Below are 24,851 nucleotides of genomic sequence, written 5' to 3'. Positions count from 1 at the left end.
GCACCGAGGTGACGAAGTCGCCGCCCCAGCGGAACCCGTTGCCCTTCCACATGTCGCGCACGTTCCGCGGGATGTTCGTGGTCAGCGGCCGCTTCCGGGGGTTCACGGGCGCGTTGATGTCGACCGCCGTCCCCCAGCTGTACGCGCTCGGGACGTTCGTCCCCGCCACGGCTCGACAGCTGTAACCCCATGTCCAGTCGGGGCGGATGTCGTAGCCGAGGGCCTCGGTGATGTCCATCAGGAGCGTGGCGAGGGGGGCCAGCTCGCGGTGGATCGGGAGGCGGAGGCCGTCGCGGCGGACCACCGTGATGATGTTGGTCCGGTTGCAGTTCGGCCAGCCCTGGCCCCAGCTGCTATGTGCCATCGTCGGTGGCTCCGTCGTGCTCGCCGATGCAGTCGTGCTCCTGCGGCGTCGGCGGATCGTCCGTGTCCGGGTCGTACGGCTCGATGTGCCAGGTCGAGTCCGGATCGTTCTCAGGCATGTGAAAGGTTCTCCCAAACATCCAAACGGGACGAACGTAGCGTCCGTCCCGTCCGGATGTAAGAGAAAACCCTGGAAACTCAGGGTTAATCGATGACCTCGCGACTACCTCGCGACTACCGCCGGACCGCCCGGGCGGCGTTGACGATGCCCTCGCCGTAGAGGCCGTTGTTGGCCGTGGTGCCCGAGCAGGGGGCGTTGAACTCGGCGGGACGGCCCTCGTCGGTGTAGATCTCCACACCGCCGGCCGGGCACGCGTGGTCCGTGGCCGTGCGCAGGAGGATGTTCCGCACCGTGTCGGGGTTCAGCGACTTGCCGTTGCGACCCGAGCGGCCGAACTCGTCGACGATCAGCGCCGCCACGCCCACGGCATGGGGCGACGCCATCGACGTGCCCTGCAGGTAGGTGTAGAAGCCGCACGTCCCGCGGCGGTTGCAGTACTGCACCGAGAGGTCGTCGGTCGGGACGCCGTTCTCGTCGGCCAGACCCTCCGCGATCGCGACGTGCAGCGGGTACGACGACAGCACCTCGTTCGCGGACACCGAGAAGTTCGGCGTACCGACGAAGTCACGGAACCAACCACCCGGCGCCGCGACCTCGGTCTCGGGCGAGCCGTAGTTCGAGAAGTCGGCCTTGGTGGTCGACGGGCCCGTGGCCGACACGCTGATCACGTGCGGTGCCTCGCTGGGCAGGTCGAGGCAGTTGTTCGTCACGACGCGCTCGCGGGCGTTGGTCGGGTCGCCGTTCTCGTCGATCGGGAAGTCGGGGCTGGTGGCGTCGGGACGCTCGGCGGCCGACAGGTCGAAGTGCGAGTTGCCGGCGGCGGCGATGAGCGTGACGCCCTTGTCGTGGGCGTACTCCGTGGCGGCGAAGACCAGCTGGCGGGTGAGCGCCTGCTCGGCGATCTCCGCGTCGGTCACGTCGCCCGAGATGTAGTCGTCGCGGGAGGCGCAGTTCCACAGCCACGGGTCGGTGTAGAAGCTCATGTTCACGACGTCGAGGCCCAGGTTCCCGGCCTCGGTGAGCGCCGCCACCGTCTCGTACAGGAAGAAGAAGCCCGAGTCCTGGCCGGCGCGCAGGTTCACCAGGTTCACGTCCGGGGCGACGCCGCCGACACCGAAGCGGTTGTCGTCGGCACCGACGATGCCGGCCACGTGCGTGCCGTGCCCGCCGTCGTCGACGTTGGCCGGGTCGATGCACGTGGGCACCTCACACGGACCGTCGGCCGCCGGGATGTCCATGGTGAAGTTGCGCGACCGCCGCGAGTCGAAGTTCGGGGCGATGTCCGGGTGCGACGCATCGATGCCGGTGTCGATGATGCCGACGTCGACGCCCTTGCCGGTGGCCTTCTGGTGGGCCGCATCGGCGCCGATCTGGTCCATGTTCCACTGGAGGTCGGCCAGCGGCTCGTCGCTGCCGCCGCGTCCGCCCCGCTCGTGGCGCGTCTGGCCGCGGGAGTGGCGGGACGAGCGCTCGGCCGCGCTGGGCCGCTCCTCGACGTAGCGGTGCGGCATGCCCGGTCGGCTGGTGCCCACCGAGTGGTTGCGGGCCACGCCCACCACGCCGCCGGAGGCGTTCACGTCGCCGGCGAAGTCGGCCGCTCGGGTCTCCACCAGGGCGACACCGATGTCCTCGTTCACGTCGACGACCGTGCCGCCGGCGGCCTCGACCGCCGCGGTGGCGGCGTCGGCCCCGTCGGCGAACGCCACCACGTACTCCTGCGTCGCGCCCGATGGCTGACGTGGCGTCGCGGGCGCGGCCGGCGACGCCGGTGCCGAGCTCGCGACGAAGGTGGACGCCGCCAGCGCTGCGACGACGAGCGCGGACGCGTAGAACGTGCGATGTTTGGTCATCTAGAACCCCAATCCTCTTGGTGCCTGCCGCTAGCCCCAGCCATCGGCAGCAAACGTAGGCGAATCGCGTGGCCCGCCGCTGAAATCGTGCGCATACTGGCGGGTTTCCGGCCTCCGCGGGTCATGCGATGCCGGTGGCGTCGTAGAGCCAGCCTGACACGTCGGCTGCCAGCAGCCGCTCCTCCCAGTCGGCCGGCGCACCCCGGCGGAGGGTCTCGTAGTCCCAGTAGTCCTTCCAGAGGAGGACCTTGCCCTCGGCCACGCGGTGCACGGTGACGAACGGCAACGTCACCGTCTCCCCCGTCGCCCACGTCCACGTCTCGGCGTGCTCGACCATCACCGTGTCGCCCGTCGCCGCGACCGACCCCGGCTGGTGCGTGTAGCCCACCAGCTCGTCGAGGCCGAGCCGCAGCCGGGCGACGATGCCGTCGGGGCCCCGGGCCGCCGTCGTCGGACCGGTGGGGACGTCGTAGTAGACGGAGTCGTCGGTGAGGAAGGCGGCCAGCCGGGCCCAGTCGCGGTCGTAGACCGCCGACCACAGCGCCTCCACCACCTCGACCGGAGCGGTCGGGTCGGTCGTCGTGTTCATCCGGCTCTGCTTACCATCGGTGGCCGCGGCGCCACGGCCTCTAGGGTGTGGCCCGCCGTGATGCAGCCCGACGACAGGTCCGGCGGCAGCGGCGCCGGCGTGGCGGGTTCACGGTTGGGCGGCCGCTATCAGCGTTTGTGGACCGCCAGCACCATCTCCAACCTCGGCGACGGCGTCGCCGTGACGGCGCTGCCGCTGCTCGCCACCACCCTCACCCGCGACCCGTTCCTCGTCGCGCTGCTCCACTTCGCCCAGTTCGCGCCCTGGCTGCTGTTCTCGCTGGTGTCGGGCGCCCTGGTCGACCGCTGGGACCGGCGGCACGTGATGTGGCGCGTCGACCTGTTCCGCGCCGGCGTCGTCGGCGCCCTCGCCCTGCTGGTGGCCACCGACCGGGCCGGCCTGCCGCTCCTGTTCGTCGCCGCGTTCCTGCTCGGCACCGCCGAGACCCTGTTCGACAACGCCTCCCAGGCGATCCTGCCGTCGCTGGTGGAGCGCAGGGACCTGGCCAAGGCCAACGGGCGGCTGTTCGGCGCCCAGATCGTCACCAACCAGTTCGCCGGCCCGCCCCTCGGCGGGTTCCTGTTCGCGGCGTTGGCGGCGGCGCCGTTCCTGTTCGACGCCGGGTCGTTCGTGGCGGCCGCCGTGCTGGTGGCGCTCATCCCCGGGATGTACCGCACCGAGCGGGCCCAGGCTGTCGTCGACGCGGGCCCGGACCGCTCGGCCGACGGTCCCTCCACCATCCGGCAGATCTGCAGCGACATCGCCGAGGGCCTCCGCTGGCTGTGGCAGCACCGGTTGCTGCGCACGCTGGCGCTGGCGCTCGGCGCCACCAACCTGCTGTACGAGGCCGCCATGGCGGTGATGGTGCTGTTCGCGCAGGACGTGCTGGGCCTGGGCGAGACCGGCTACGGCCTGCTGCTCACCAGCTTCGCGGTGGGCAGCGTGATCGCCAGCATGGTCAGCGAGCGGCTGATCGACCGCTACGGCCCCGGCGGGGCGCTCACCGCGGCGCTGGTGGTGTTCGGCCTCGGCCAGATCGCCACCGGGCTGTCGTCGTCGCCCTGGGTGGTGGGCGCGATCGGCGTGGCCGTCGGCTTCGCCACCATCGTGTGGAACGTGATCACCGTGTCGCTGCGCCAGGCGATCATCCCCGACGAGATCCTCGGCCGGGTCAACAGCACCTACCGGTTCATCGGCTGGGGCGCGATCCCGCTCGGGGCGCTGGCCGGCGGCCTGCTCGCCGACCAGTTCGGCCTGCGGGCGCCGTTCCTGGTGGGTGGCGTCGGCCTGCTGGTGGCGGCGCTGCTGATGGCACCGATCGTCAGCAACGGGTCGATCGCCGAGGCCGAGCGCGAGGCCGCCGACCGCCTACCCGTCGCGGGCTGAGAAGCCGGCTGCGCCGGCCGAGCGGACCGGGCGCTCCGACCAGTCGTCTGCAAGACTGCCGCCCCGATGGGGGTGGGGCCGACCGTCGAACGCCGGCTGTGGTGGCGCATCGTCGGGCTGCTGGTGCTGGCCGGCAGCGCCTGGGCGCTCGCGCTCCCGGCGATGACCGGGCCGGACGAGGCCGCCAACGCCATCCGCGCCGCCGCCGTGGCCCGCGGCCAGTGGACCGGCGAGGCCCTGCCGGAGACCGTCGACGGCGAGGCCTGGTGGGGCAACGTGATGGTCGAGGTGGAGGTGCCGGCGTCGTTCGCCGTGGCCGAGCAGATCGCCGCCTGTTACAAGGGCGTGCCCCGGGAGCAGCTCGTCGACGTCGAACCCCGACCCCGCACGAACGACTGCCCCGAGCTGACCTCCGCGAGCGAGGAGGTCACCGCCACCACCTACGAGTACCGGGGCCAGCCGTTCCTCTACCTGCTCACGGGGCTGCCGACGCTCCTGGCGGTGAACGAGGTCGGCCTGCTGGGCATGCGGTTGGTGGGGCTGGGGCTGTGCGCGGCGCTGCTGGCGTCGGCCTTCGTGTCGCCGCTGCGGCTGGCGGCGCGCACCCGGTTGCCGGTGCTGCTGGGCGGGCTCGTGGCGCTGTCGCCGATGGTCCTGCACCTGGCGAGCACCCAGAACGCCGCCGGCCTCGAGATCGCCGCGTCGCTGTGCCTGTGGGCCGCCGGCCTCGCCCTCGTCGCCGGTCCCGGGGTCCCGGACGGCCGGCTGGTGCACCGCGTGGGCGCCGCCGCCACGGTGCTGGTGCTCACGCGGGGCCTCTCGCCCGGGTTCGCGGCGCTGACGTTGCTGGTGCTGCTGCTGGTGGCCCGGCCGGGTCGGGTGCCGGAGCTGCTGGGGCGGACCGACGTGCGGGCGTGGCTCGGGGGTGTCGCCGCCGCCACCGCGGTCACCGGCGCCTGGCTGGTGCACATCCACGAGGCGTTCCCGCTGCCGCCCACCGAGCCCACGGGGCTCGCGACCGCGTGGGGGCGCGTGCCGGTGTGGGTGCAGGGGATGATCGCCGAGCTCGGTTCCACCGACGTGATCCCGCCCATGGCGCTGCACTGGGCCTGGGGCGCGGCGGCCGCGGTGGTGCTGGCCGTCGCCGTGGCGCTGGGCAGCCGCCGCCACGCGCGGCTGGCGGTCGGCCTGGTGGTCGCCGGACTTGCCATCCCGATCGCCGGCGAGGGCTTCGGGGTGCCGCAGACCGGCTTCTGGTGGCAGGGCCGCTACGTGCTGCCCTGCATCGTCGGCGCCCTGCTGCTGGCCCCGGCCGGCATCCGGTCGGGCGACGACGGTGAGGGTGACGGGGGTGACGGCGCGCGGCGATCGTCGCTCCTGCGGCCGGCGACGGCGGTGGTGCTGGGGGTGTTCGTGATCGGCCACGTGTGGGCCTTCGCCTACGCCCTGCGCCACTACACGGTGGGCCACGACGGTCCCGCCAACCCGGTGAGCTTCCTGTTCGACCCCGTCTGGTCGCCCCCGCTGCCGCCGGCCCTGCTGCTGGTGGCGTTCACCGCCGCGGTGACGCTGCTGGCGCGGCTGCTGTGGCGCTCGGCCGACCCGGCGCCGGAACCCGCAGCGGCACCGCCCGACGACGACGCCGTCGACTACCGTCCTGCCATCCTCTCGGCTGGGAAGGGTGGATGAGCACTGATCTGGGGTCGGTGTGGCGTGCGTTCGCCACCTACCGCGGCACATCGCCGGTGACGAGGGCCTTCGTCGCGGCCCGGCTCGTGGTCGCGCCTCTCGGCCCGCTCACCGAGGAGGCCCTCCCGCTGGAGGGGCGGCTCCTGTCGCTGGGCAGCGGGGTCGGGATCGTGGAGCGCTACCTGGCCGAGATCAACCCCCGCCTGCAGATCGAGGGCGTCGACCTCGACCCGCGGCGCATCGAGCTGATCCGCTCCACCCAGGAGCGCAGCCCCCGCGTGACCCTGCGACAGGGGGACGCCACCGGGATCGACGAGCCGGCGGTGTACGACGCCGTGCTGGTGTGCGACGCCCTCCACCACTTCGACCCGGAGAGCCACAAGCCGCTGGCGCAGGCCATCGCCGCCTGCCTCAAGCCGGGCGGCGTGTGCATCGTGAAGGACCTCGACGTGCGGCCGCGCTGGAAGCACGAGTGGAACCGGCTGCACGACCGGATCGTCGCCGGGCCGGAGCCGATCTTCTGCCGCACCCCCGACGAGACGGCCGAGCTGTTCGCCGGCGCCGGCCTCGTCCCCGAGCGGATCGAGCGCACGGACCACCGGCTCACGCCCTACGCCCACTACCTGGTGCGGGCGCGCAAGCCGTAGGCCGGGCCTGTCCCTCGACCAGACTGGTCGACCTGTGAGCCACGTCCACCACCATCACCACGGTCCGCCCGACGACTCGGACGGTTGGGAGGAGCTGGCCGGGGCACCCGTGCGCACCCTGCTGATGGGCATCGTCGGGGTGCTGGCCGTCGCCACGCTGGTGGGGCTGGCCATCTGGTGGCCCCGGGGCGAGGAGCAGGTGAACCCCGAGCAGCTGGGGTTCGCCAACCGGGTCGACGCCACGGTCGTCGACGCCCGGATCGGCCCGTGCACGCACGATCCCGCGGTCGACTGCAACGCCACCACCATCGAGATCACCGAGGGCGACGAGAAGGGCGCCACGACGGCGCTGGAGTTCGAGGTGGACGACAACACGCCGGCGTCGCAGCTGGAGGTGGGCGACGACATCGTGCTCGACGACGCCGGCTCCGACATCCCCGACGAGTCGCGCTACGCGTTCGCCGACGTCCAGCGCGGCACCAGCCTGTGGATCCTGGCCGCGCTGTTCGCCGTGGCCGTGGTGGCTCTCGGCCGGTTGAGGGGCCTGCTGGCGCTGTTCGGGATCGTGGTCAGCCTGGGCGTGCTGCTGGCCTACGTCTTCCCGGCGCTGCTCCACGGCGTGTCGCCGCTGGGGGTGGCACTGACGGGGGCGTCGATCATCGCCTTCGCCACCCTGTACCTGGCCCACGGCGTCAACGAGCGCACGACGGTGGCGTTGCTGGGCACGATGGCGAGCCTGCTGCTCACCGCCGGGCTGGCGGCGATCTTCGCCTCGATGGCCCAGCTGAGCGGGCTGGCGTCCGAGGAGTCGGTCGTGCTGCTCAACTTCGCCCCGGGCCTCGACTTCCGGGGCCTGCTGCTGGCGGCGGTGATCATCGGCACCCTGGGCGTGCTCGACGACGTGACCATCACGCAGGTGTCCGCCGTGTGGGAGCTGCACCACAGCGACCGCTCGGCCAACGCCCGCCAGCTCTACGCCCGGGGCATCCGCATCGGCCGCGACCACATCGCCTCCACCGTGAACACCCTGGTGCTGGCGTACACGGCGGCAGCGCTGCCGCTCCTGTTGCTGTTCACCCAGTCGGGCCTGGCCCTGGGCGACGTGCTGGCCACCGAGACCGTGGCCGTCGAGGTTGTGCAGACCCTGGTGGGCTCGATCGGCCTCGTCGCCTCGGTGCCGTTGACGACGGCGTTGGCCAGCTGGGTGGTCACCCGGGCCGCCGCCGAGGACCGGGAGCCCTACCCCCTGGACCCCTTCGATCCCCGGGCGGCGCCGTCCGACGGCGGGTGGTAGCCCCGCCTTCCGCCCGCGGCTGCACGCGGTGTGCAAGAGTGACGGCGGGGGGTAGTAACGATGATCGACAGACCGCGCGCCGCCGCCTTCGCCATGCTCGTCACGCTGCTGCTGGCGGTGTCGTCGTGCAGCGACGACGACGGCGACTCGTCGTCGTCCGTGGGGGCCGAGCCGCCGTCCGGTGCTGCCGACTGGGTGCACCTCGGGCTCGACCTCGGCAACTCCCGGGCCGCCGTCGAGGAGACCGAGGTCGGCGCCGACGACGTGGCCGAGCTGGCCCCGAGCTGGGAGCGCGACGACATCAAGGGCCTCACCGGCACGCCGCTGGTGGCCGACGGCGTGGTCTACGTGGGCGACTGGACCGGCCACGTGCGGGCGCTCGACGCCGAGTCGGGCGAGGAGCGGTGGGCGACCGACGTCGACTCCTTCTACATCGGCGGCTCCGTGGCCCTCGACGACTCGCGGGTGTTCGTGGGCACGTTCGACGCCCGGGTCGTCGCGCTCGACCGGGAGACCGGCGAGGAGCTGTGGACCATGCCGGTCGGCGACCACGAGCAGGCCGCCATCTTCGGGTCGCCGCTGTCGGTCGACGGTCGGGTGATCGTCGGCGTCGCCAGCTTCGAGCTGATGACCTCGAACCCTGCTCCCACGTTCCGGGGGCACGTGGTGGCGCTCGACGCCGACACCGGCGAGGAGGTGTGGCGCTACTGGACCGTCGGCGAGGAGGAGGTCGACGTCGCCGGCGTGTCCGTGTGGGCCACCGTCGCCGTCGACACCGAGCGGGGCGAGGTCTACGTGCCCACCGGCAACGGCTACGGGCCCCAGCCGTCGACCCGCAGCGACGCCATCGTCGCCCTCGACCTGGCGACCGGCGAGGAGCTGTGGGTCACCCAGTTCACCGTGGGCGACGTGTGGACGGTCGCCAACCCGGTCGGCACCGACGCCGACGTCGGCTCGCCGCCCAACCTGTTCCGGGTCGGCGACGTCGACGCCGTGGGGGCCGTCGACAAGGCGGGCGTCTACCACGCCCTGGCGCGGGACACGGGTGAGGTGCTGTGGGAGACGAAGCTCACCGAGGGCGGGCTGCAGGGTGGGGCGCTGGCGTCGGCGGCGGTGGCCGAGGACGTGGCCTACGTCGCCTCCAACCGGGCCAGCCAGGACGCCGACCTGGTGGCGCTCGACGTGGCGACCGGCGACGAGCGCTGGCGGATCGACGTGAAGGGGCACGTGTCGGGGCCGGTGACCTGGGCCAACGGCGTGGTGTACCTGGCCAACGACACGGGTGCGGTCGTCGGCTACGACGCCGCCGACGGTGCGGTGCTGTGGTCGCACCCGGTGCCGGCGCAGGCCGCGGGCGGCATCTCGGTGGTCGACGGCACGGTGTACGCCGGCTGGGGCTGGTGGTTCAGCTCGCCACCTGAGGATGCCCAGGGCGGCCTGATCGCCTTCCGCCTCGGGGGCGAGGCCGGATCACCCACGCCGTCGGACGGCGAGGGCGAGTCGGCTGCGTCGGGCGAGGAGATCTACCAGGAGCGCTGCGCCAGCTGCCACGGCGGCGACGGCGGCGGGGGCAGCGGCCCGGCGCTGGAGCGCGTCGCCGACCGCCTGTCGCTGGAGGACCACCTCGAGATCGTCGAGGAGGGCCGCGGCGCGATGCCCGGCTGGAACGGCACCCTCACCGAGGAGGAGATCCAGGCCGTCGTCGACTACCAGCGCTCGGTGCTGTCGGACGGCTCGGACGGTTAGGGCCTCAGTCGCTCCCGGTGGCCTCGGCGACCCGGGCGACGTCCTCGAGGACGATCGTCTTCATCGGGTCGGCGTCACGGGTGGTGAGGAACTCGACCACCATGCCGAAGGCCCGCCAGTGCGCCACGCTGAGGCTCACGGTGCCGAGGCCGAAGCCGTCGAACCCCGGGCCCTCCAGCGACCAGCTGCCGCCGGCCTCGCCGCCCGGCCGTCGCAGCACCCACCCGTCCCACTTGTCGCCGCGGGCGAACAAGCGGTATTCCTCGCCAGGAATCACCGTTGCCCACGGACTGCTGGTCATCGGCATGGGATACTCGTTCTCGAACGCAGGGGGTGGTATCGGCCCCTGAGCCTATGCGTCGGAGGGCCGGCCCCCGTGAAGAGCCTCGACATCACTCTCGGCGGCATCACCACGAGCATCGACGTCACGTCCGACTCGCCGCCGCGCTGGGCCCGGGCGGGCGCCGACCCCCAATCGCCGAGCGACGTCATCCGCGAGCTGTTCGCCGAAGCCCGCGCCGAGGGCATCCCCGAGGCCTCCGTGATGGCCCCCCGAGTCGCCTACCGGGTCGACAACGTCCCCACCGAGATCCCGATGACCGTCCTCGCCTGGCTCATCATCAACCGCTGACCACGCCGCCTAGGGTGACGAAGGTGGGCGGCAAAGAGAACGATCTGCATCCGGTGACGTTTCCGGAGGTGAGCTGGGGACCGGCGGATCTGGAGGGTTCGCTCGACACGGTGTACCGCTGGGTGGAGGGCGAGGCGGTGCGGGCGATCGAGTGGTACCTGCGGGAGAAGACCTGGAAGGCGCTGTGCTCCCGGGCCCTGCGGATCCTGGCGATCGTCGCCGCCACCGGCGGTGCCGCCCTCCCGTTCGTCGTGCGCGACGGCAGCACCGGCTTCGAGTGGGGCTACTTCATGCTCGCGGTGGCCGCCGGTGCGATGGCGATGGACCGGTTCTTCGGCTTCTCGTCCGGGTGGATGCGCTACATCGCGGCCGAGCTGGCCATCCAGGAGCGCCTGCAGAAGCTCCGGTTCCAGTGGTCCTCCACGCTCCTGGCCCGGGGCGGGCGCCCGCCCACCGCCGAGGAGGCCGCCGACCTGCTGGAGACCCTGGCCCAGGCCGCCTCCGGCTTCGCCGAGGAGCTCCGCCAGGAGACCCTCAACTGGGCCGAGGAGTTCCAGGCGAACGTCTCCGAGCTCCGCGCCCTGGCCCGCTCAAACTAGGAGGCTCCTAGAGCCGGGGGTCGACGGGCTCGGTCTCCAGCGCGAGGACCCCGAACACGCACTCGTGGGTGCGGTGGAGGGGCTCGTGGGCGACGAAGCGCTCCAGGGCCTCGACGCCGAGGGCGAACTCGACCGCCGGTCGTGGCGCAGGGTGGCGGTCAGGCGGACGTCGACGTAGCGGCTGTCGCCCCAGTCGGGGAAGGCCGGGTCGAGCGGGATCGCCTGCGCCTCGACGGTGTAGCCGAGCGGTTCGAGCACCGAGCGGAGCAGCGGCTCGCCGCCCCGGGCCGCACACTAGGAGCGGCGCCCGGTCGCGGGGCAGCGGGTTACAGCGGTATGCGGGGGACCACGTGGACCTCGATCGAGGCGGTGTCCGGGGAGATGATCTCGTTGCGGACGTCGAAGTCGCCGGCCACCGTGCCCTGGGCCGGGAGGTCGACGAAGCTGCTCGCCCCGCCGATCACGGTGCCCTCGGCGTCGCGGAGCACCAGGTAGGCGTCGGCGTCGAGCGGCACGTCGTAGCTCGACGCCGCCCGGTAGGTCACCCGGGTGCGGACGAGGCTCTCCGAGCGCTCGACGTCGCCCACCGCCACCGTGCCGTCGGGGACGGGCCCGTTCGGGCGCCCGGCGAACGTCGCGTCGTCGGACAGCTCGGACTGCTCCGACAGCTCGGCCACCTCCACGTCCAGGCGGCTGATGCCGTCGGCGGCCATCGCCTCGTTGTGCAGCTCGTCGGCCACCACGACCTCCTGGTACGGCTGCATCGTGCCGATCACGTGCTTCCAGGCCTCGCTGCCGGAGATGACCCGGCCGGAGCGGTCGTAGGCCTTCACCCGCACGACGAACGACCCCAGCACCCGGTCGCTGGTGTTCTCCACCGCGAACCCGTAGGACCCGAACCGCTGGTCGTCGCTCACGTACCAGCCGGGTTCGCCGACCTCGACCACGTCGGTGGCGACCGCCCCGCCGGCGGCGGCGGACGTGGACGGCGCCGGCGGTGCCGTCTCGGCGGCCGGCGCGGTCGACTCCGGGGCGGACTCGGACTCGGACGCCGCGTCGGACTCGGAGTCGGACTCGGACGCCGCGCCCGCCGCGGTCGTCGACGGGGCCGTGGTGGTGGCGTTGGCCGTCTGGTCCTCGTCGCCGCCGCCCAGCACCACCGCCCCGACGGCCCCGGCGGCCGCGGCTCCGACCAGCCCGATCGCCAGGAGCAGCACTGGCCTGCGGCGGCTGCGCGGCGGCGGGATGACCTCCTTCGCCGTCCCGGCGTAGAACCCCGGGATCGGCGCCTTCTTCTGCTTCGGCTCGACCGCCGACTCCGTCGGCGGCTCCTTCGTCTCGTCGGCGACCAGCCACGTCCCTGTGGCGCGCGCGTCACTCATCGACCGTGCCTCCAGCCTTCCCAGCTTCCCCAGTGCCCGAGATGTTACGCCGCGTTGCTCTTGCCCTACGCGGCGGTAACAACGCGGAAACGCACGGCCGAGACTCGTGCAGGTCAGAGGGTCGCGGCGAACGAGACCCGCCGGTCGAGCCCACCGGGCGCTCGACACATGGGCACTCCCGGCCCGAGCCCGACGTCGCCATCGGCCAGTACCTCTAGGAGCGGCTGGCGGCCACCCGGGTGTCGATCTCGGCGAGGCCGAGGACGGGGGGCAGGTCGAACAACCGGCCGAGCGACGGGTCGAGGTGCGCCTGGATCGACCGCGCCCGACCGTCAACGATCTCCACGACGTGGATGCCGAACAGGTCGAACCGGCCGTCGTCGCGTGAGTGGTACAGACCGAAGGCGGGCGCGCCGTTGGCCGTCCCCACGGGCACGAAGCGGCCGTTCCGGCACAGGCCCGGGGCCGTCACCGCCCAGTCCAGCACCGCCGGGCGACCCTGGATCCAGAGGTCGAACGGCGGCATCGCCAGCGTCACGTCCTCGTGGAGGATCCGGACGAGCAGGTCGATGTCGAAGCGCTCGAAGGCGTCGACGTAGCGCTCCAGGAACGCCTTCGTCTGGGGGTCGTCGGTGTCGGCCAGGTGCGGCGCCGGTGGCGAGTCGCGGTCGATCGCGGCGAGCGACGCCCGGCCCCGCTGGAGGGCGCTGTTCACCGACACGACGGTGGCGTCGAGCAGCTGCGCCACCTCGCTGGCCTTCCAGCGCAGCACGTCGCGCAGGATCAGCACGGCCCGCTGCCGGGGCGACAGGTGCTGGAGCGCGGCGACGAACGCCAGCCGCACCGACTCCCGGCCCACCGCCCGCGCGGCCGGGTCGTCGTCGCCGGAGAGCACCTGGCCGTCGGGCATCGGCTGCACGAAGGTCGACTCCGGCAGGCGCGGCCCGAGCTGGAACCCGGACTGCATCGGTGCCGCCAGGTCCATGGGCAGCGCCCGGCGCTGGCGGCTCCGCAGCATCTCCAGGCACACGTTGGTGGCGATCCGGTAGAGCCACGACCGCACGGCGGAGCGGCCCTCGAAGCTGCCGAAACCCCGCCAGGCCCGCAGCATGGTCTCCTGGACGGCGTCCTCGGCATCGCCGGCGCCGCCCAGCATCCGGTAGCAGTAGCCGGTCAGCTCGCGCCGGTGCCGCTCCAGCAGCCGGTCGAGATCGCCGGTGTCCTCCGCCTCGGGGGTCGACGGGGTCACGAGATCGGTCACGGGGGACATCCTTCGGGTCAACCCGCCGCCGTCGACGGGATATTCCTCGGCGGGCACGGCGAGGCGGTCACACCGTCACCGGGGTCGGCTCCGCGACGGTGGTGCCATCGGCGGACGCAGCGGTGGCCTCGGCGGCGGCCCGACGCTCGGCGGGACGCAGGGCCAGGGCGGCGACGACGGCGCCGGCGACGCTGAGCGCCGCCATCAGCAGCGTGCCCCGCTGGAAGCCCTCGGTGAGGGCGAGCGCCTGGCCGGCGGGGTCGGAGGCCCGGGCGCCGAGGGTGGCGAGGACGTCCTCCGAGCGGGCCAGCGCCACCGTGCCGACGACGGCGATGCCGAGGGCGCCGCCCACCTCCCGGGCCGTCTCGACCATGCCACCGGCGAGGCCGGCCACCCGCTCCTCCACCCCGATGAACGCCGCCACCTGGGCCGCCATCCCCGAGAAGCCGATGCCGATGCCGATGAGGAAGAACCCGGGGAACACGTCGGCCCAGTAGTCGGCGTCGGCCGGGACCCGGCTGAGGAGCAGCAGGCCGGCGGCGCTGCTGAGCTGGCCGACGACGAGGGCCGTCGAAGCGCCCCGCCTGTCGACCACCCGGGCGGCGACCGCCCCGGCCACCACGAACGCCGTCGCCGCGATCGCCAGGTAGGCGACGCCGGTGCGCATGGCCGAGTAGCGCAGCACCTGCTGCATGAACAGCGACGCCTGGAAGATGGTGGCGAAGAACGACCCGAAGGCCAGGACGGCGACGAGGTTGGCGGCGTTGAGCGTGCGGCGGCGGAACATCGACAGCGGCAGCAGTGGCGAGGCGGTGCGGCTCTCGATCAGCAGGAACAGCGCCAGCAGGGCGGCGCCCCCGCCGAGGAAGCCGAGGGTGGAGCCCGACGTCCAGCCGTTGTCGACGCTCTTGTTGATGGCGTAGACGATCGCCATCAACCCCCCGGTGACGGCGACGGCGCCGGGCAGGTCGAAGCCGCGGCGGTCCTCGGCGGGCGGGCTGTCGGGCACGAAGCGCAGCACCAGGCCCACCAGCACGATGCCGATCGGCACGTTCACCAGGAAGATCCACGGCCAGCCGGGACCGCTGGTGAGGGCGCCGCTGAGGATCACCCCCACCGACGCGGCGCTGCCGCCGACCGCACCGAAGATGCCGAGCGCCTTGTTCCGCTCGGCCCCCTCGGCGAACGTCGAGGCGAGGATCGACAGGGCGGCCGGAGCGGTGAGCGCCCCGCCCACGCCCTGCACGGCCCTCGCCGTCACCAGGAGGCCGAGGCTGTCGGCCAGGCCGGCGGCGAGGGAGGCGGCGGTGAAGAGGCCCAGGCCGGCGACGAGGACGTTGCGCCGCCCGAGCAGGTCGGAGGCCCGCCCGCCCAGCAGCAGGAGGCCGCCGAGCGTCAGGCCGTAGGTGATCACCACCCACTGGAGGTCGGACGGCACGACGTCGAGGTCCTCCTGGATCGACGGCAGCGCCACGTTCACGATGGCGATGTCGAGCACCACCATGAACTGGGCCCCACACACCAGGGCGAGGACGACCCCCCGCCGCACGAGCTTCGTCACGTTCATGCCGCATACGACGCGACGCCCGCCCAAAACTCATCGCGGGCCGGTTCTGTGCACCCCACCGCACGGCTTCCGTGCGCTCCGGTGCACAGAACCCCGGGGGCCGGAGGCTCGTCCGGGCCTGCCGCGGCGGCTGAACGACACCACGGCAGGCCCCGGGGGACTGGACGAACCGACCGCCGCCGTCAGTTGGCGGCCGTCCCGGTGCCGGCCAGCGGCGAGCCGGTCTCCAGGAGCGACTTGAGGTCGCTGAGGATCCAGGCGTGGCCGCCGCCGGCGCCCGACTCCTCGCCGGCGCCCGCCACCATGGCGGCCGTCAGCGGCATCCCTTCGAGGTCGTCGTGGGTGACGGTGAGCGAGCACGCCGAACCGTCCGGGAGCGGCTTGATCTCGTAGGTGATGCGGCTGAAGCCCTCGGCCTGGATGCCGGGGTCCATCAGGAGGCGCCAGGTGGTGACCAGCTTGTGGGGCGGGTCGGCCTCGAGCACCTCGCCGTCGACGACGATGTCCGGGCAGGGGAAGCCCTGGGCCTCGGCGGCAGCCTTGAACTCGGCGTTGGCCTCGACCTCGTACTTCCCTCCCGGCTTCAGGTCGTAGTGGGCGTAGCCCGTGTAGCCGTAGCGGTTGGTCCACTCGGGGTCGGTGAGCGCCTGCCAGATCTTGTCGGCCTGTGCCTTGACGTAGACCCGGTACACCTGGGTGGTGGTGGCGGTGGTGGTCATTGGGGGTCCTCCAGTTGCTTCTTCAGGTCGGAGAGCGCCGTGACCCGACGCTCCGTGTACTTGTCGATCCACCGGTCGTGGATCAGCCGGATCGGGACCGGGTTCAGGAAGTGCAACTTCTCCCGACCCGACCGTTGCGTGACGACCAGCCCCGCCTTCTCCAGCACCTTGAGGTGCTTCATCACCCCGAAGCGCGACATCTCGGGCAGCTCGCTCTCCAGCTCGGTGAGCGTGCGACCGTCGCGGGCGAAGAGCAGGTCGAGCAGGTAGCGGCGCGTCGGGTCGGCCAGGGCACGGAACACCCCGTGCAGCTCGTCGGCGTCGGCATCGCTGCCGTTCTCACTGGTCATCACCGGAGACAATATGTGACCAAAAGGTCACATGTCAAGAGTCCGCACCGGCCGACCGATGAGTTCGGGAGCGACGGGGAGTCTCAGTCGCAGGGCCTAGGCACAACGGGACGAAAGGCTGACGGCAGCGCCGCCCGCGATCCGTAGGCTGACCCCAGCCAGTATTCCCAGTAGGAACAAGAGGGCGATCTCGCATGAGCAGCATGGAATACGCCGCGTGGAACACGCTCTACCACGCCATGCACCAGCAGGAGGGCCGCCGGTTCTCGCGCAACACCCTCCGGCGCATCGTCGCCTTCGCCAAGCCGCACCACCGTGAGCTGCTCGTCTTCGTCGGGGTGAGCGTGGTCGGGGCGGTGCTCGCGGTCGCCACTCCCCTGCTGGCCGGCGAGGTGATCGACGTCATCGAGCGGCAGGGCGACAGCGGCGAGCTGGTGCGGCTGGCCGTCGTGATCGCCGTCATCGCCGTGGCCGAGGCCGGCTTCAGCCTGCTGAACCGCTGGCTGTCGTCCCGCATCGGCGAGGGGATCATCCTCGACCTGCGCCGCTCGGTGTTCACGCACGTGCAGAAGATGCCGGTCGCGTTCTTCACCCGCACCCGCACGGGCGCCCTGGTCAGCCGGCTCGACAACGACGTCATCGGCGCTCAGCGGGCCTTCAGCGACACGCTGTCCGGTGTGGTCAGCAACGCCGTGGCTCTGATGCTCACGTTCGCCGTGATGGCGGGCATCTCGTGGCAGGTGACGCTGCTGGCGCTGGTGCTGCTGCCGGTGTTCGTGCTGCCCGCCCGCCGCATGGGCAAGCGCCTCGCCGCCATGACCCGCGAGGCCGCCGACCACAACTCCGCGATGACCACCCAGATGACCGAGCGCTTCTCGGCCCCGGGGGCGACCCTGGTGAAGCTGTTCGGACGCCCGCAGCGGGAGGCCGCCGAGTTCACCTCGCGGGCCGAGCGGGTGCGCGACATCGGCGTCCGCTCCGCCATGGCCGAGTGGGTGTTCATCACCGCCCTCACGCTCGTCTCGGCGCTGGCCCTGGCGCTGGTCTACGGACTCGGCGGCTGGCTGGCCCTGCGCGGCGAGATGGAGACCGGTGCCGTCGTCACCCTGGCGCTGCTGCTCACCCGGCTGTACTCACCGCTGGTCGGCCTGGCCAGCGCCCGGGTGGAGGTCATGACGGCGCTGGTGAGCTTCGAGCGGGTGTTCGAGGTGCTCGACCTGCAGCCGCTCATCGCCGAGAAGCCGGGCGCCCTCGACGTGCCCGACGGGCCCGTGTCGGTCGAGTTCGACGACGTCCACTTCGCCTACCCGGCGGCCGACAAGGTGTCGCTCGCCTCGCTGGAGGAGGTGGCGACGCTCGACACCCGTGGCGGCGAAGAGATCCTCCACGGCGTGTCGTTCCGGGCCGAGCCGGGGCAGCTGGTGGCGCTGGTGGGGTCGTCGGGAGCCGGCAAGTCGACGCTGGCGTCGCTGGCGGCCCGCCTGTACGACGTCGATGCGGGCACGGTGCGGCTCGCCGGGGTCGACGTGCGCGACCTGACGTTCGAGTCGATCCGCGACACGCTCGGCATGGTCACCCAGGACGGGCACCTGTTCCACGAGACGGTGGCCGCCAACCTGCGCCTGGCCCGCCCGGAGGCGACCGACGACGAGCTGTGGGACGTCCTGACCCGGGCGCAGCTGGCCGACCTGGTGGTCGGGCTGCCGGACGGGCTCGACACCGTGGTCGGCGAGCGGGGCTACCGGTTCTCCGGCGGCGAGCGGCAGCGGCTGACGATCGCCCGGGTGCTGCTGGCCCGGCCGCGGGTGGTGGTGCTCGACGAGGCGACCGCGCACCTCGACTCGGCGTCGGAGGCGGCGGTGCAGGCCGCCCTGGCCGAGGCGCTGTCGGGGCGGACTGCGCTGGTGATCGCCCACCGCCTGTCGACCATCCGGGCCGCCGACACGATCCTGGTGGTCGAGGCCGGCCAGATCGTCGAGCGCGGCACCCACGAGGACCTGCTCGCCGCCGACGGCCGCTACGCCAAGCTCTACCGCACCCAGTTCGCCGACAAGGAAGAGGCGCTGGCCTGACCGAAACCTCGACACAGATGGCGCCATAGCGACCATTCCTGTCGAAGTTTCGGATCGGATGGATGGGGGGTCAGAGGTGGAAGCGGCTCAGGCGGGGGGACTCGCCCTCGGGGACCGTGGCGTAGCCGCGGCCGTCGGGGGTGAGGGCGATGGCCTCCCCCTGGACCTCGAAGGGCGTCGGGGCCTCGCAGGGCTCCCCCTGGAGGGCGTCCGTCACCGTCTGGCCCTCCTCCCGGTCCCAGAGCAGGATCCCGGCGTAGGTGCGGAGGGCGACCACTGAGCCGTCGGCGGCGACGTCGCCGGCCGTCACCATCTGGCCCTCCATGGCGGGCACGTCGCCGACCCGCTCCATCACCACCGGCGTGTCGCCGGGCGGGGCGTCGGCGGGGATGCGGTAGACGCCCCCGGCGGCGCCGTCCCACTGCTTCGTGACGACGAACAGGTCGCCGGTCAGGGGGTCGGCGAGCAGGGTCTCGGCGTCGTGGGGACCGTCGGCGTAGGTGAGCGTGAGCCGCTCGACCTCCGCGGTGGCGATGTCACCGATCCCGGCCGGCGGGACCTCCGGCTCCGCGACCCGGTACACCGCGACGCTCTCCCGCACGCTGTCGTTGTCGCCGATGTCGCCCAGGTAGAGGACGTCCGAGCCGAGCGCCATGTCCTCCCAGTCGACGGCCTCGACGCCCTCGAGCCGCAGAGCACCCAGGTCGGCGCCGTCGGGCCCGATGGCATACGCCGCGGGCTCGCCACCGGAGTCGTTGTGGGCCCACAGCACGCCGTCGTTGCGCCGGCTGGCGGCCAGGCCCGACACCTCGGTCAGCGCGGCGCTCGCCACGGTCACGGCCTCCTCGTCGGCCGTGACGTCGTCGCACAGGGTGGCGGCGTCGGCCGCGTCACCGGACGTCGACGCCTCGGGCGACGGGGTGGGCGTCGACTCGTCGTCTCCCCCGCCGCTGCAGCCCACCATCAGCAGCACCGCTGCCACCACGACCCTCGTGCTCCGCATCGCGCCGGACGCTAGCGGCGGGGCGGCTGCCGCAGACGCCGGGACCACCGGTCGAGCTCGGCGTCGGACATGATCGCCGCCACGAACAGGGCCCGGATGGCGGCGCGCACCGACGCCACCTCCTCGTCCCGGGGCCGGGGACGGGCCAGCCGGTGCAGCGCGAAGCCGTCGATCACGGCGACGATCGCCGGCGCCACCCCCTCCGGGTCCCGCGCCCCCAGCGACTTCAGCGCCCGGGCCGCGAACTGCTCGAAGGCGTCGAGCGCCTCGGCGACGGTGGGCCGGAGCGCCGGGTTGCGGGCGGCCTCCAGGTAGATCTCGAACTGGGCGACGATCACCTCGGCCGCCCGGTCGGCCAGCGCCGTGGCCACCAGCCCACCCACCTCCTCCGGCGTGTCGCCCCCCGCCAGCGCCCCGGAGACCAGGGCGTCGAGCTCCGCCACCCGGTCGGACACGTGCAGCTCCAGGGCGGCGTCGGTGAGCTGCTGGATGGTGTCGAAGTAGTAGGTGGTCGACGCCGGCGGCAGGCCCGCCCGCGCCGCCACGGCCCGGTGGGTCAGCGCCCGGGCACCGCCCTCGGACAGCAGCTCGATGGCGGCGCGCAGCAGCGCCTCACGTCGGGCCCTGCTGCGCTCCTGCCGGGGTTCGGTGACCATCTCGTTGACCCACCTCACGGGAACCTGTACGTTTGCCCCACTTATCTGGTGCATTTGTACCACTTACATGAGCCCCGGGGGGAGCCATGCACATGCACACGACACGAAGGATCGCACTCCTGCTCCTGGTCGCCTTCGTCGCCTCGACGTTCGGGTCGACCGAGCCGGCGTCCGCCGCACCGCAGCCACCCGCCGTCGATGCGTTCTACACGCCGCCCGCCGGCTACGAGACGACGACGCCCGGCACGATCCTGCGCACCCGCCGGGTGACCGTGACCGGCCTGGGCGTCCCCGTGCCCGTGCGCTCGACGCAGATGCTGATCCGCTCGACCGACGCCAAGGGCCGCCCGATGGCCACCGTGTCCACGCTGATGGAACCGCAGACCCTGTACCTCGGGAAGCGGCCGCTGCTGTCGTACCAGCCCGCCACCGACAGCCTCGGCGACGAGTGCGAGCCGTCGTACCTCCTGCAGGTCGGGCTGGAGAAGGAGCTGCCGCTGATGGCGCTGGGCCTGCTCAAGGGCTGGGCCGTCGTCGTCACCGACTACCAGGGCCCGCGCCACGCCTACGGGCCCGGCCGCATGGAGGGCCAGGCCACCCTCGACGGCATCCGGGCCGCCGAGCGCCTCGCCGGCACCGGCCTGAGCGGCACGAGCACGCCCGTGGGCATGATGGGCTACTCGGGCGGGGCGCTCGCCACCGGCTGGGCCGCCGAGCTGGCGCCCACCTACGCACCCGAGCTGAAGATCAAGGGCGTCGCCGCCGGCGGCACCCCGAGCGACCTGAGGGCCGCCGGTGAGGTCATCGACGGCGGGCCGTTCTCGGGCCTCTTCCTCGGTGCCGCGGTGGGCATGAGCCGGGAGTACCCGGAGATGCTGCCGCTGATGAACGAGGCCGGGCAGCAGATGATCGACCAGATCAGCGACCTCTGCTACGCCGCCATGGCGGCCTTCTTCCCGTTCCGGCGCCTGGAGGAGTTCACCAACGTGCCCGACCCGCTCGACCATCCGACGGTCGCCGCCATCCTCGCCGAGAACAGGATGGGCGGCGCCGCACCCACTGCACCCGTGTACCTCTACCACTCGGTGTTCGACGAGCTGATCCCCTACGGCTCGGCGCTCGAGCTGAGGGACGACTGGTGCAGCCAGGGCGCCACGGTGCAGTTCGGCACCAGCTACGCCAGCGAGCACGTCATCCTGGCGGTGTCGGGCGCACCGGGCGCGGTGGGCTTCCTCGGCGCCCGGTTCCTGGGCCTCCCCGCACCCGACAACTGCTGACGGGCCGCTGACGAACCTCGTTGCAATCGCGAGACGGCGCTTGCCTCGCCCGCCCGACCCTTGTTTACTGCGAAGTAACTTCGGGGGGAGGTTCAGCGATGTCTGAACAGGGGCTCGCGGCCGGGCGCGCGCCCGGGCTCGGTGTCGTGGACGTCGTGCGCGGTGTCACCGCCGCCGCGACGGCCGCGGCCGCCGTCGTCCACTTCGCGTACGCGCCCGCACACTTCGACCACACCACCAGCCACGGCACGTTCTTCGCCGTGATCGGCTGGGCGCAGCTGCTGCTGGCGGGGGCCTTGGCGTTCCGGGCGCCGCGGGAGCGGCTGTGGCTCACGGCGACGGTCGCGCTCAACGCGTTCGTGATCGGCGTGTGGATCGTGTCGCGCACCGTCGGGGTACCGGGCGAGGACGAGGCCGAGCCCGTCGGCTTCCCCGACACCCTGACCACCGTCCTGGAGGGCGTCGCCGTGCTGGGGGCGCTGGCGATCCTGCTGCACCTGCTGGCCGACCGGCCCGTGAAGGCCCGGCCGACGTTCGGCTTCGCGGCCGTCGCCGCGCTGGCGACGATGGTGCTGGTGTCGCTGTCGATCGCCCCGTCGTTCGCCGGCAGCCACACCCACGGCGAGGGTGCGCACGACCACGGCGACGGCGCCCACGACATGGCCGGCGGCGACCACGACCACGGCACCGGCGAGGGCGAGCTGGCCGGCGGCGAGCACGGCCACGACGACGGCTCCGGCAGCTCCGACGACCATGGCCACGACAGCGAAAGCGACAGCGGCAGCGGTTCCGACGACGACCACGGGCACGACAGCGCCAGCAGCAGCTCGGACGACGACCACGCCCACAGCACCGGCAGCAACAGCTCCCACGACAGCGATCACGACGACGACGACGGCCACGGTCACGGCACCACGACGACCACCCACGGTGACCACGGCCACGCGACGACGACCACCACCCACGGCGGTCACGGCCACGAGACCACCACCACCACGACCGGCCACCAGCACGGCTCGACGACCACGACCACCCACGGCCACGAAGACCCCGGCGACGACTGGGCCGCCACCCGCCTGGCGGCGCTGACGGGCCACCTGACGCCCGAGAAGATCGCCGAGTTCCGCGCCAAGGCTCTGACCCACCTGAAGGGCGAGATCCGCCGGCGCTCGTCGACCCTGCCCGAGCTGCCGGAAGCCGAGCGCAACCAGCGCATCGACACCTTCGCCGCCTGGTCGGTCGACAACGCCCTGGAGGCCGAGAACGGGCACAGCCACGGCCCCAAGCCCTGGGTGCCGCTCACCGACCCCGACGACCAGCGGGCCCTGCAGCTCCAGCTCACCGCCGCCGGCACCGCGATCCCGCGGTACCCGACGGCCGCCGACGCCATGGCCGCCGGGTACACCCAGGTCACGCCCTACATACCGGGCATCGCCGCCCACTACATGAACTTCGACCTGCAGGACCGGACGTTCGATCCGGCCGCGCCCGAGATGCTGCTCTACAACGGCAACAGCCCGTCGTCGGAGCTGGTCGGCGTGAGCTACGCCATGTTCGGCGCGCAGCCCGGTCCGAACGACGGCTTCGTCGGCGCGAACGACGAGTGGCACGAGCACCCGTCGCTCTGCGTCCTCGGGGTGCTCGTGGTGGGGCCGGACCACACGCCCGACGACCTCTGCGAGACGGTCGGCGCCTTCAAGCTGCGCGGCAACTCGCTGTGGATGTCGCACCTCTGGCAGGTGCCGGGTTGGGAGTCGCAGTGGGGCCTCTTCAGCGGCGAGAACCCGGCGATCAACATGGCGACATCCGACCTCATGCAGCCTTGACGCCACTCCGCGTCACCGCCCGAAATTTTTGTCGTCTACTTGAGGACAGTGGCCCGGCGGGTCGACTACCAATATCCGCTCATGAAGGATCGTCGTCTCGTGCGCGGTCCGGCGGAGCGGGCACAACCTCACATCGGAGCGGGAAGCGGGCCACTGCTGGTCGCCGTGCTGGCACTGCTGGCCTACGACCTCTGGCAGGGCCTCGGCGACTGGCAGGCGCGGCACTTCCTGGCCGTCGGCGCAGCCTGCCTCGGGGCCCTGGTCCTGTGGCGGGAGCTGCGACTCGAGCGGCGTCGCAACGGCCGCCTGACCGCGCAGCTCACGACCGTCGCGGCCGAGGCCGACGAACGCCAGCGGGCGGTGTCGGACCTGTTCGTGAACCTGGCCCGGCGCAACCAGTCGCTGCTCGACCGGCAGCTCGGCCTCATCGGCGAGCTGGAGCAGAAGGAGCAGGCTCCGGACGCCCTGGCCGAGCTGTTCGAGCTCGACCACCTTGCCACCCGCATCCGCCGCAACGCCGAGTCGCTGCTGGTGCTGTCGGGTGACGATCCGGCGCGGCGCTGGGGGCGGCCGGTGCAGCTGGCCGAGGTCGTGCGGGCCGCGGCCGCCGAGGTGGAGGACTACCGGCGGGTCGACGTGCGGGTGGGCGACCACGTCGAGGTGGCGGGACGGGCCGTGGCCGACGTTGCCCACCTGCTGGCGGAGCTCATCGAGAACGCCACCACCTACTCCCCGACCCACCGCAAGGTGATGGTGCGCAGCCACGCGACCGTGGGGCGGCCGGGGGTGGTCGTGGCCGTGGAGGACACCGGAATCGGCATGGCCGACGCCCACCGGCAGGCCGCCAACCGCGTGCTGGCGGAGCCGCTGGTGCTCGACCTGAGGGGCCGCACCATGGGCCTGCACGTGGTCAGCCGGCTGGCCCGGCGCTACGACGTGGAGGTCGAGCTGGCCCCGACGCCCGGCGGCGGCGTCACCGCCCTCGTCACGCTTCCCGCGTCGCTCGTCACCCAACCCGAGCCGACCGCACCCCGCTCCCTCCACCTGGTGCGCGGCGGGCCTGCGGTCGGGGCCCGCCCCGGTTCCGGTCCGGCCGGCGCTGCCACCCTCGGCGCCGGCCACCGGGTCACACCGCCGCCCGGGCTCGCGCGACGGCCTCGGCCGTCGCCGACGCCACCACCGGCTCCGGAGCCGCAGCCGCCTCCGCCCGAGCCCCCGGAGCCACCCGAACGGCTCCGCACCAGGGCGGCGAACCGGGAGCAGACGCGGGAGATGCTGTCGCGGTTCCAGGCCAGCCAGCGGGCCGGACGGGCGGTCGCCGACGCGACGGCCGGATCGCTGGCCCCCGACCGTTCCCATGTCGTGACCCCGGAGGAGAGCCCGTGACCGACGATGTGCAGGGTGAGGGCCTCGGCTGGCTGGTGAGCAACTTCGTCGACCGCATCCCGGGGGCGACGAGCGCCGTGGTGGTCAGCTCCGACGGGCTGGTGCTCAGCCTGTCCGAGCGGGTCGCCCGCGACAGCGCCGACCAGATGGCGGCCATCACCTCGGGCCTCACCGGCCTCACCGCCGGCGCCGCCCGTTGCTTCGACGCCGGTGAGGTGATCCAGGTGATCGTGGAGATGGAGGGCGGCTACCTGTTCGTGACCAGCGTGAGCGACGGCTCGGCGGTCGCCGTGCTGTGCGAGCCGAACTGCGACATCGGCCTGATCGGCTACGAGATGAGCCTGCTGGTCGACCGCGTCAGCCGCCTCCTGACCCCGGATCTGATCGCCGAGCTCCAGACGACGTCGCTGGAGGACCGGGTCGCCGGAGCGGACAAG

General features: G+C 72.7%; 24 protein-coding genes. 12 read left to right on the top strand and 12 right to left on the bottom strand.

The features are described 5' to 3' along the window. The 4 genes from VK611_16045 to VK611_16030 form a co-directional block, all read right to left on the bottom strand. Positions 1 to 364, bottom strand: a 364-nt coding sequence (locus tag VK611_16045) for a M15 family metallopeptidase (protein ID HMG42844.1), incomplete at its 3' end; no start/stop codon positions are given. Further along, on the bottom strand, positions 354 to 482 hold the full coding sequence (locus VK611_16040) for a hypothetical protein (protein HMG42843.1): 129 nt from the start codon (positions 480 to 482) through the stop codon (positions 354 to 356). The genes VK611_16045 and VK611_16040, both read right to left, overlap by 11 nt. A gap of 115 nt (positions 483 to 597) precedes the next feature. Further along, positions 598 to 2,334: a S8 family serine peptidase gene (locus VK611_16035; GenBank protein ID HMG42842.1), complete on the bottom strand. Its 1,737-nt coding sequence runs from the start codon at positions 2,332 to 2,334 to the stop codon at positions 598 to 600. A gap of 121 nt (positions 2,335 to 2,455) precedes the next feature. Further along, positions 2,456 to 2,923, bottom strand: a complete 468-nt coding sequence (locus VK611_16030; GenBank protein HMG42841.1) for a nuclear transport factor 2 family protein — start codon at positions 2,921 to 2,923, stop codon at positions 2,456 to 2,458. A gap of 60 nt (positions 2,924 to 2,983) precedes the next feature. Between VK611_16030 and VK611_16025 the strand changes: the two genes are divergently transcribed. The 5 genes from VK611_16025 (at position 2,984) to VK611_16005 (ending at position 9,685) form a co-directional block, all read left to right on the top strand. Then, a complete protein-coding gene (locus VK611_16025) occupies positions 2,984 to 4,309 on the top strand; it encodes an MFS transporter (protein ID HMG42840.1) in 1,326 nt (441 codons plus the stop codon). 66 nt (positions 4,310 to 4,375) lie between these two features. Next, positions 4,376 to 5,998 carry a DUF2142 domain-containing protein gene (locus VK611_16020; GenBank protein ID HMG42839.1) on the top strand — a complete coding sequence of 541 codons (1,623 nt, stop codon included), beginning with the start codon at positions 4,376 to 4,378 and terminating at the stop codon, positions 5,996 to 5,998. Next, positions 5,995 to 6,645 carry a class I SAM-dependent methyltransferase gene (locus VK611_16015; protein ID HMG42838.1) on the top strand — a complete coding sequence of 217 codons (651 nt, stop codon included), beginning with the start codon at positions 5,995 to 5,997 and terminating at the stop codon, positions 6,643 to 6,645. Before VK611_16020 ends, VK611_16015 begins: the two co-directional genes overlap by 4 nt. Before the next feature lie 34 nt (positions 6,646 to 6,679). After that, entirely contained in the window at positions 6,680 to 7,939 is a 1,260-nt protein-coding gene (locus VK611_16010) for a YibE/F family protein (protein HMG42837.1), read from the top strand. Between the two features lie 60 nt (positions 7,940 to 7,999). Beyond that, positions 8,000 to 9,685, top strand: coding sequence for a PQQ-binding-like beta-propeller repeat protein (locus tag VK611_16005; protein ID HMG42836.1), 1,686 nt, complete (start codon positions 8,000 to 8,002; stop codon positions 9,683 to 9,685). 4 nt (positions 9,686 to 9,689) lie between these two features. Here the strand turns inward: VK611_16005 and VK611_16000 are convergent, their stop codons facing one another. After that, complete coding sequence (locus VK611_16000; protein ID HMG42835.1) at positions 9,690 to 9,938, bottom strand: hypothetical protein; 249 nt, start codon at positions 9,936 to 9,938, stop codon at positions 9,690 to 9,692. A gap of 123 nt (positions 9,939 to 10,061) precedes the next feature. Between VK611_16000 and VK611_15995 the strand changes: the two genes are divergently transcribed. Both VK611_15995 and VK611_15990 read left to right on the top strand, forming a co-directional pair. Then, a complete protein-coding gene (locus VK611_15995; protein ID HMG42834.1) occupies positions 10,062 to 10,316 on the top strand; it encodes a hypothetical protein in 255 nt (84 codons plus the stop codon). A gap of 14 nt (positions 10,317 to 10,330) precedes the next feature. Beyond that, complete coding sequence (locus VK611_15990; GenBank protein HMG42833.1) at positions 10,331 to 10,915, top strand: SLATT domain-containing protein; 585 nt, start codon at positions 10,331 to 10,333, stop codon at positions 10,913 to 10,915. A 326-nt stretch (positions 10,916 to 11,241) separates the two neighbouring features. Here the strand turns inward: VK611_15990 and VK611_15985 are convergent, their stop codons facing one another. The 5 genes from VK611_15985 to VK611_15965 all read right to left on the bottom strand — a co-directional run bounded on the left by VK611_15985 (position 11,242) and on the right by VK611_15965 (position 16,194). After that, the gene (locus tag VK611_15985; GenBank protein HMG42832.1) at positions 11,242 to 12,297 is read right to left on the bottom strand and encodes a hypothetical protein; all 1,056 of its coding nucleotides are present in this window, start codon (positions 12,295 to 12,297) and stop codon (positions 11,242 to 11,244) included. Positions 12,298 to 12,511: 214 nt separating this feature from the next. Continuing rightward, a complete protein-coding gene (locus tag VK611_15980; GenBank protein ID HMG42831.1) occupies positions 12,512 to 13,558 on the bottom strand; it encodes a sigma-70 family RNA polymerase sigma factor in 1,047 nt (348 codons plus the stop codon). A 67-nt stretch (positions 13,559 to 13,625) separates the two neighbouring features. Then, the gene (locus tag VK611_15975) at positions 13,626 to 15,125 is read right to left on the bottom strand and encodes an MFS transporter (GenBank protein HMG42830.1); all 1,500 of its coding nucleotides are present in this window, start codon (positions 15,123 to 15,125) and stop codon (positions 13,626 to 13,628) included. A 182-nt stretch (positions 15,126 to 15,307) separates the two neighbouring features. Beyond that, complete coding sequence (locus VK611_15970; GenBank protein HMG42829.1) at positions 15,308 to 15,844, bottom strand: SRPBCC domain-containing protein; 537 nt, start codon at positions 15,842 to 15,844, stop codon at positions 15,308 to 15,310. Beyond that, positions 15,841 to 16,194 (bottom strand): metalloregulator ArsR/SmtB family transcription factor, encoded by a 354-nt coding sequence (locus VK611_15965; GenBank protein ID HMG42828.1) that lies wholly within the window; start codon positions 16,192 to 16,194, stop codon positions 15,841 to 15,843. Before VK611_15965 ends, VK611_15970 begins: the two co-directional genes overlap by 4 nt. Positions 16,195 to 16,388: 194 nt before the next feature. Between VK611_15965 and VK611_15960 the strand changes: the two genes are divergently transcribed. Next, a complete protein-coding gene (locus VK611_15960) occupies positions 16,389 to 18,266 on the top strand; it encodes an ABC transporter ATP-binding protein (protein HMG42827.1) in 1,878 nt (625 codons plus the stop codon). A gap of 70 nt (positions 18,267 to 18,336) precedes the next feature. On the opposite strand, the gene VK611_15955 is transcribed toward VK611_15960, so the two are convergent. Both VK611_15955 and VK611_15950 read right to left on the bottom strand, forming a co-directional pair. Beyond that, positions 18,337 to 19,269: a hypothetical protein gene (locus VK611_15955; GenBank protein ID HMG42826.1), complete on the bottom strand. Its 933-nt coding sequence runs from the start codon at positions 19,267 to 19,269 to the stop codon at positions 18,337 to 18,339. 11 nt (positions 19,270 to 19,280) lie between these two features. Then, on the bottom strand, positions 19,281 to 19,943 hold the full coding sequence (locus tag VK611_15950; GenBank protein ID HMG42825.1) for a TetR family transcriptional regulator C-terminal domain-containing protein: 663 nt from the start codon (positions 19,941 to 19,943) through the stop codon (positions 19,281 to 19,283). Positions 19,944 to 20,017: 74 nt separating this feature from the next. On the opposite strand from VK611_15950, the gene VK611_15945 reads away from it, so the two are divergent. The 4 genes from VK611_15945 to VK611_15930 all read left to right on the top strand — a co-directional run. Next, positions 20,018 to 21,202 (top strand): lipase family protein, encoded by a 1,185-nt coding sequence (locus tag VK611_15945; protein HMG42824.1) that lies wholly within the window; start codon positions 20,018 to 20,020, stop codon positions 21,200 to 21,202. Between the two features lie 98 nt (positions 21,203 to 21,300). Next, positions 21,301 to 23,028, top strand: coding sequence for a hypothetical protein (locus VK611_15940; GenBank protein ID HMG42823.1), 1,728 nt, complete (start codon positions 21,301 to 21,303; stop codon positions 23,026 to 23,028). A gap of 81 nt (positions 23,029 to 23,109) precedes the next feature. After that, positions 23,110 to 24,414, top strand: coding sequence for an ATP-binding protein (locus VK611_15935; protein HMG42822.1), 1,305 nt, complete (start codon positions 23,110 to 23,112; stop codon positions 24,412 to 24,414). After that, a partial coding sequence (locus tag VK611_15930) for a roadblock/LC7 domain-containing protein (GenBank protein HMG42821.1) occupies positions 24,411 to 24,851 on the top strand: 441 nt, incomplete at its 3' end. The genes VK611_15935 and VK611_15930, both read left to right, overlap by 4 nt.

It is taken from the genome of Acidimicrobiales bacterium, assembly GCA_035316325.1.
Classification (GTDB): Bacteria; Actinomycetota; Acidimicrobiia; order Acidimicrobiales; family VFJN01; genus DASXTK01.
Note: the sequence above shows the minus strand (reverse complement) of the source record. Positions and strands in the feature narration are given on the sequence as shown.

Excerpts from the sequence above, each read along its gene's own strand:
- VK611_15945 (HMG42824.1), top strand. The coding sequence starts at position 20,018 with ATGCACACGACACGAAGGATCGCACTCCTGCTCCTGGTCGCCTTCGTC.
- VK611_16025 (HMG42840.1), top strand. The coding sequence starts at position 2,984 with ATGCAGCCCGACGACAGGTCCGGCGGCAGCGGCGCCGGCGTGGCGGGT.
- VK611_16030 (HMG42841.1), bottom strand. The coding sequence starts at position 2,923 with ATGAACACGACGACCGACCCGACCGCTCCGGTCGAGGTGGTGGAGGCG.
- VK611_15970 (HMG42829.1), bottom strand. The coding sequence starts at position 15,844 with ATGACCACCACCGCCACCACCACCCAGGTGTACCGGGTCTACGTCAAG.
- VK611_15935 (HMG42822.1), top strand. The coding sequence starts at position 23,110 with ATGAAGGATCGTCGTCTCGTGCGCGGTCCGGCGGAGCGGGCACAACCT.
- VK611_16040 (HMG42843.1), bottom strand. The coding sequence starts at position 482 with ATGCCTGAGAACGATCCGGACTCGACCTGGCACATCGAGCCGTACGAC.
- VK611_15940 (HMG42823.1), top strand. The coding sequence starts at position 21,301 with ATGTCTGAACAGGGGCTCGCGGCCGGGCGCGCGCCCGGGCTCGGTGTC.
- VK611_15960 (HMG42827.1), top strand. The coding sequence starts at position 16,389 with ATGAGCAGCATGGAATACGCCGCGTGGAACACGCTCTACCACGCCATG.
- VK611_15965 (HMG42828.1), bottom strand. The coding sequence starts at position 16,194 with ATGACCAGTGAGAACGGCAGCGATGCCGACGCCGACGAGCTGCACGGG.
- VK611_16005 (HMG42836.1), top strand. The coding sequence starts at position 8,000 with ATGATCGACAGACCGCGCGCCGCCGCCTTCGCCATGCTCGTCACGCTG.
- VK611_16020 (HMG42839.1), top strand. The coding sequence starts at position 4,376 with ATGGGGGTGGGGCCGACCGTCGAACGCCGGCTGTGGTGGCGCATCGTC.
- VK611_16035 (HMG42842.1), bottom strand. The coding sequence starts at position 2,334 with ATGACCAAACATCGCACGTTCTACGCGTCCGCGCTCGTCGTCGCAGCG.
- VK611_15955 (HMG42826.1), bottom strand. The coding sequence starts at position 19,269 with ATGCGGAGCACGAGGGTCGTGGTGGCAGCGGTGCTGCTGATGGTGGGC.
- VK611_15985 (HMG42832.1), bottom strand. The coding sequence starts at position 12,297 with ATGAGTGACGCGCGCGCCACAGGGACGTGGCTGGTCGCCGACGAGACG.
- VK611_16015 (HMG42838.1), top strand. The coding sequence starts at position 5,995 with ATGAGCACTGATCTGGGGTCGGTGTGGCGTGCGTTCGCCACCTACCGC.
- VK611_15975 (HMG42830.1), bottom strand. The coding sequence starts at position 15,125 with ATGAACGTGACGAAGCTCGTGCGGCGGGGGGTCGTCCTCGCCCTGGTG.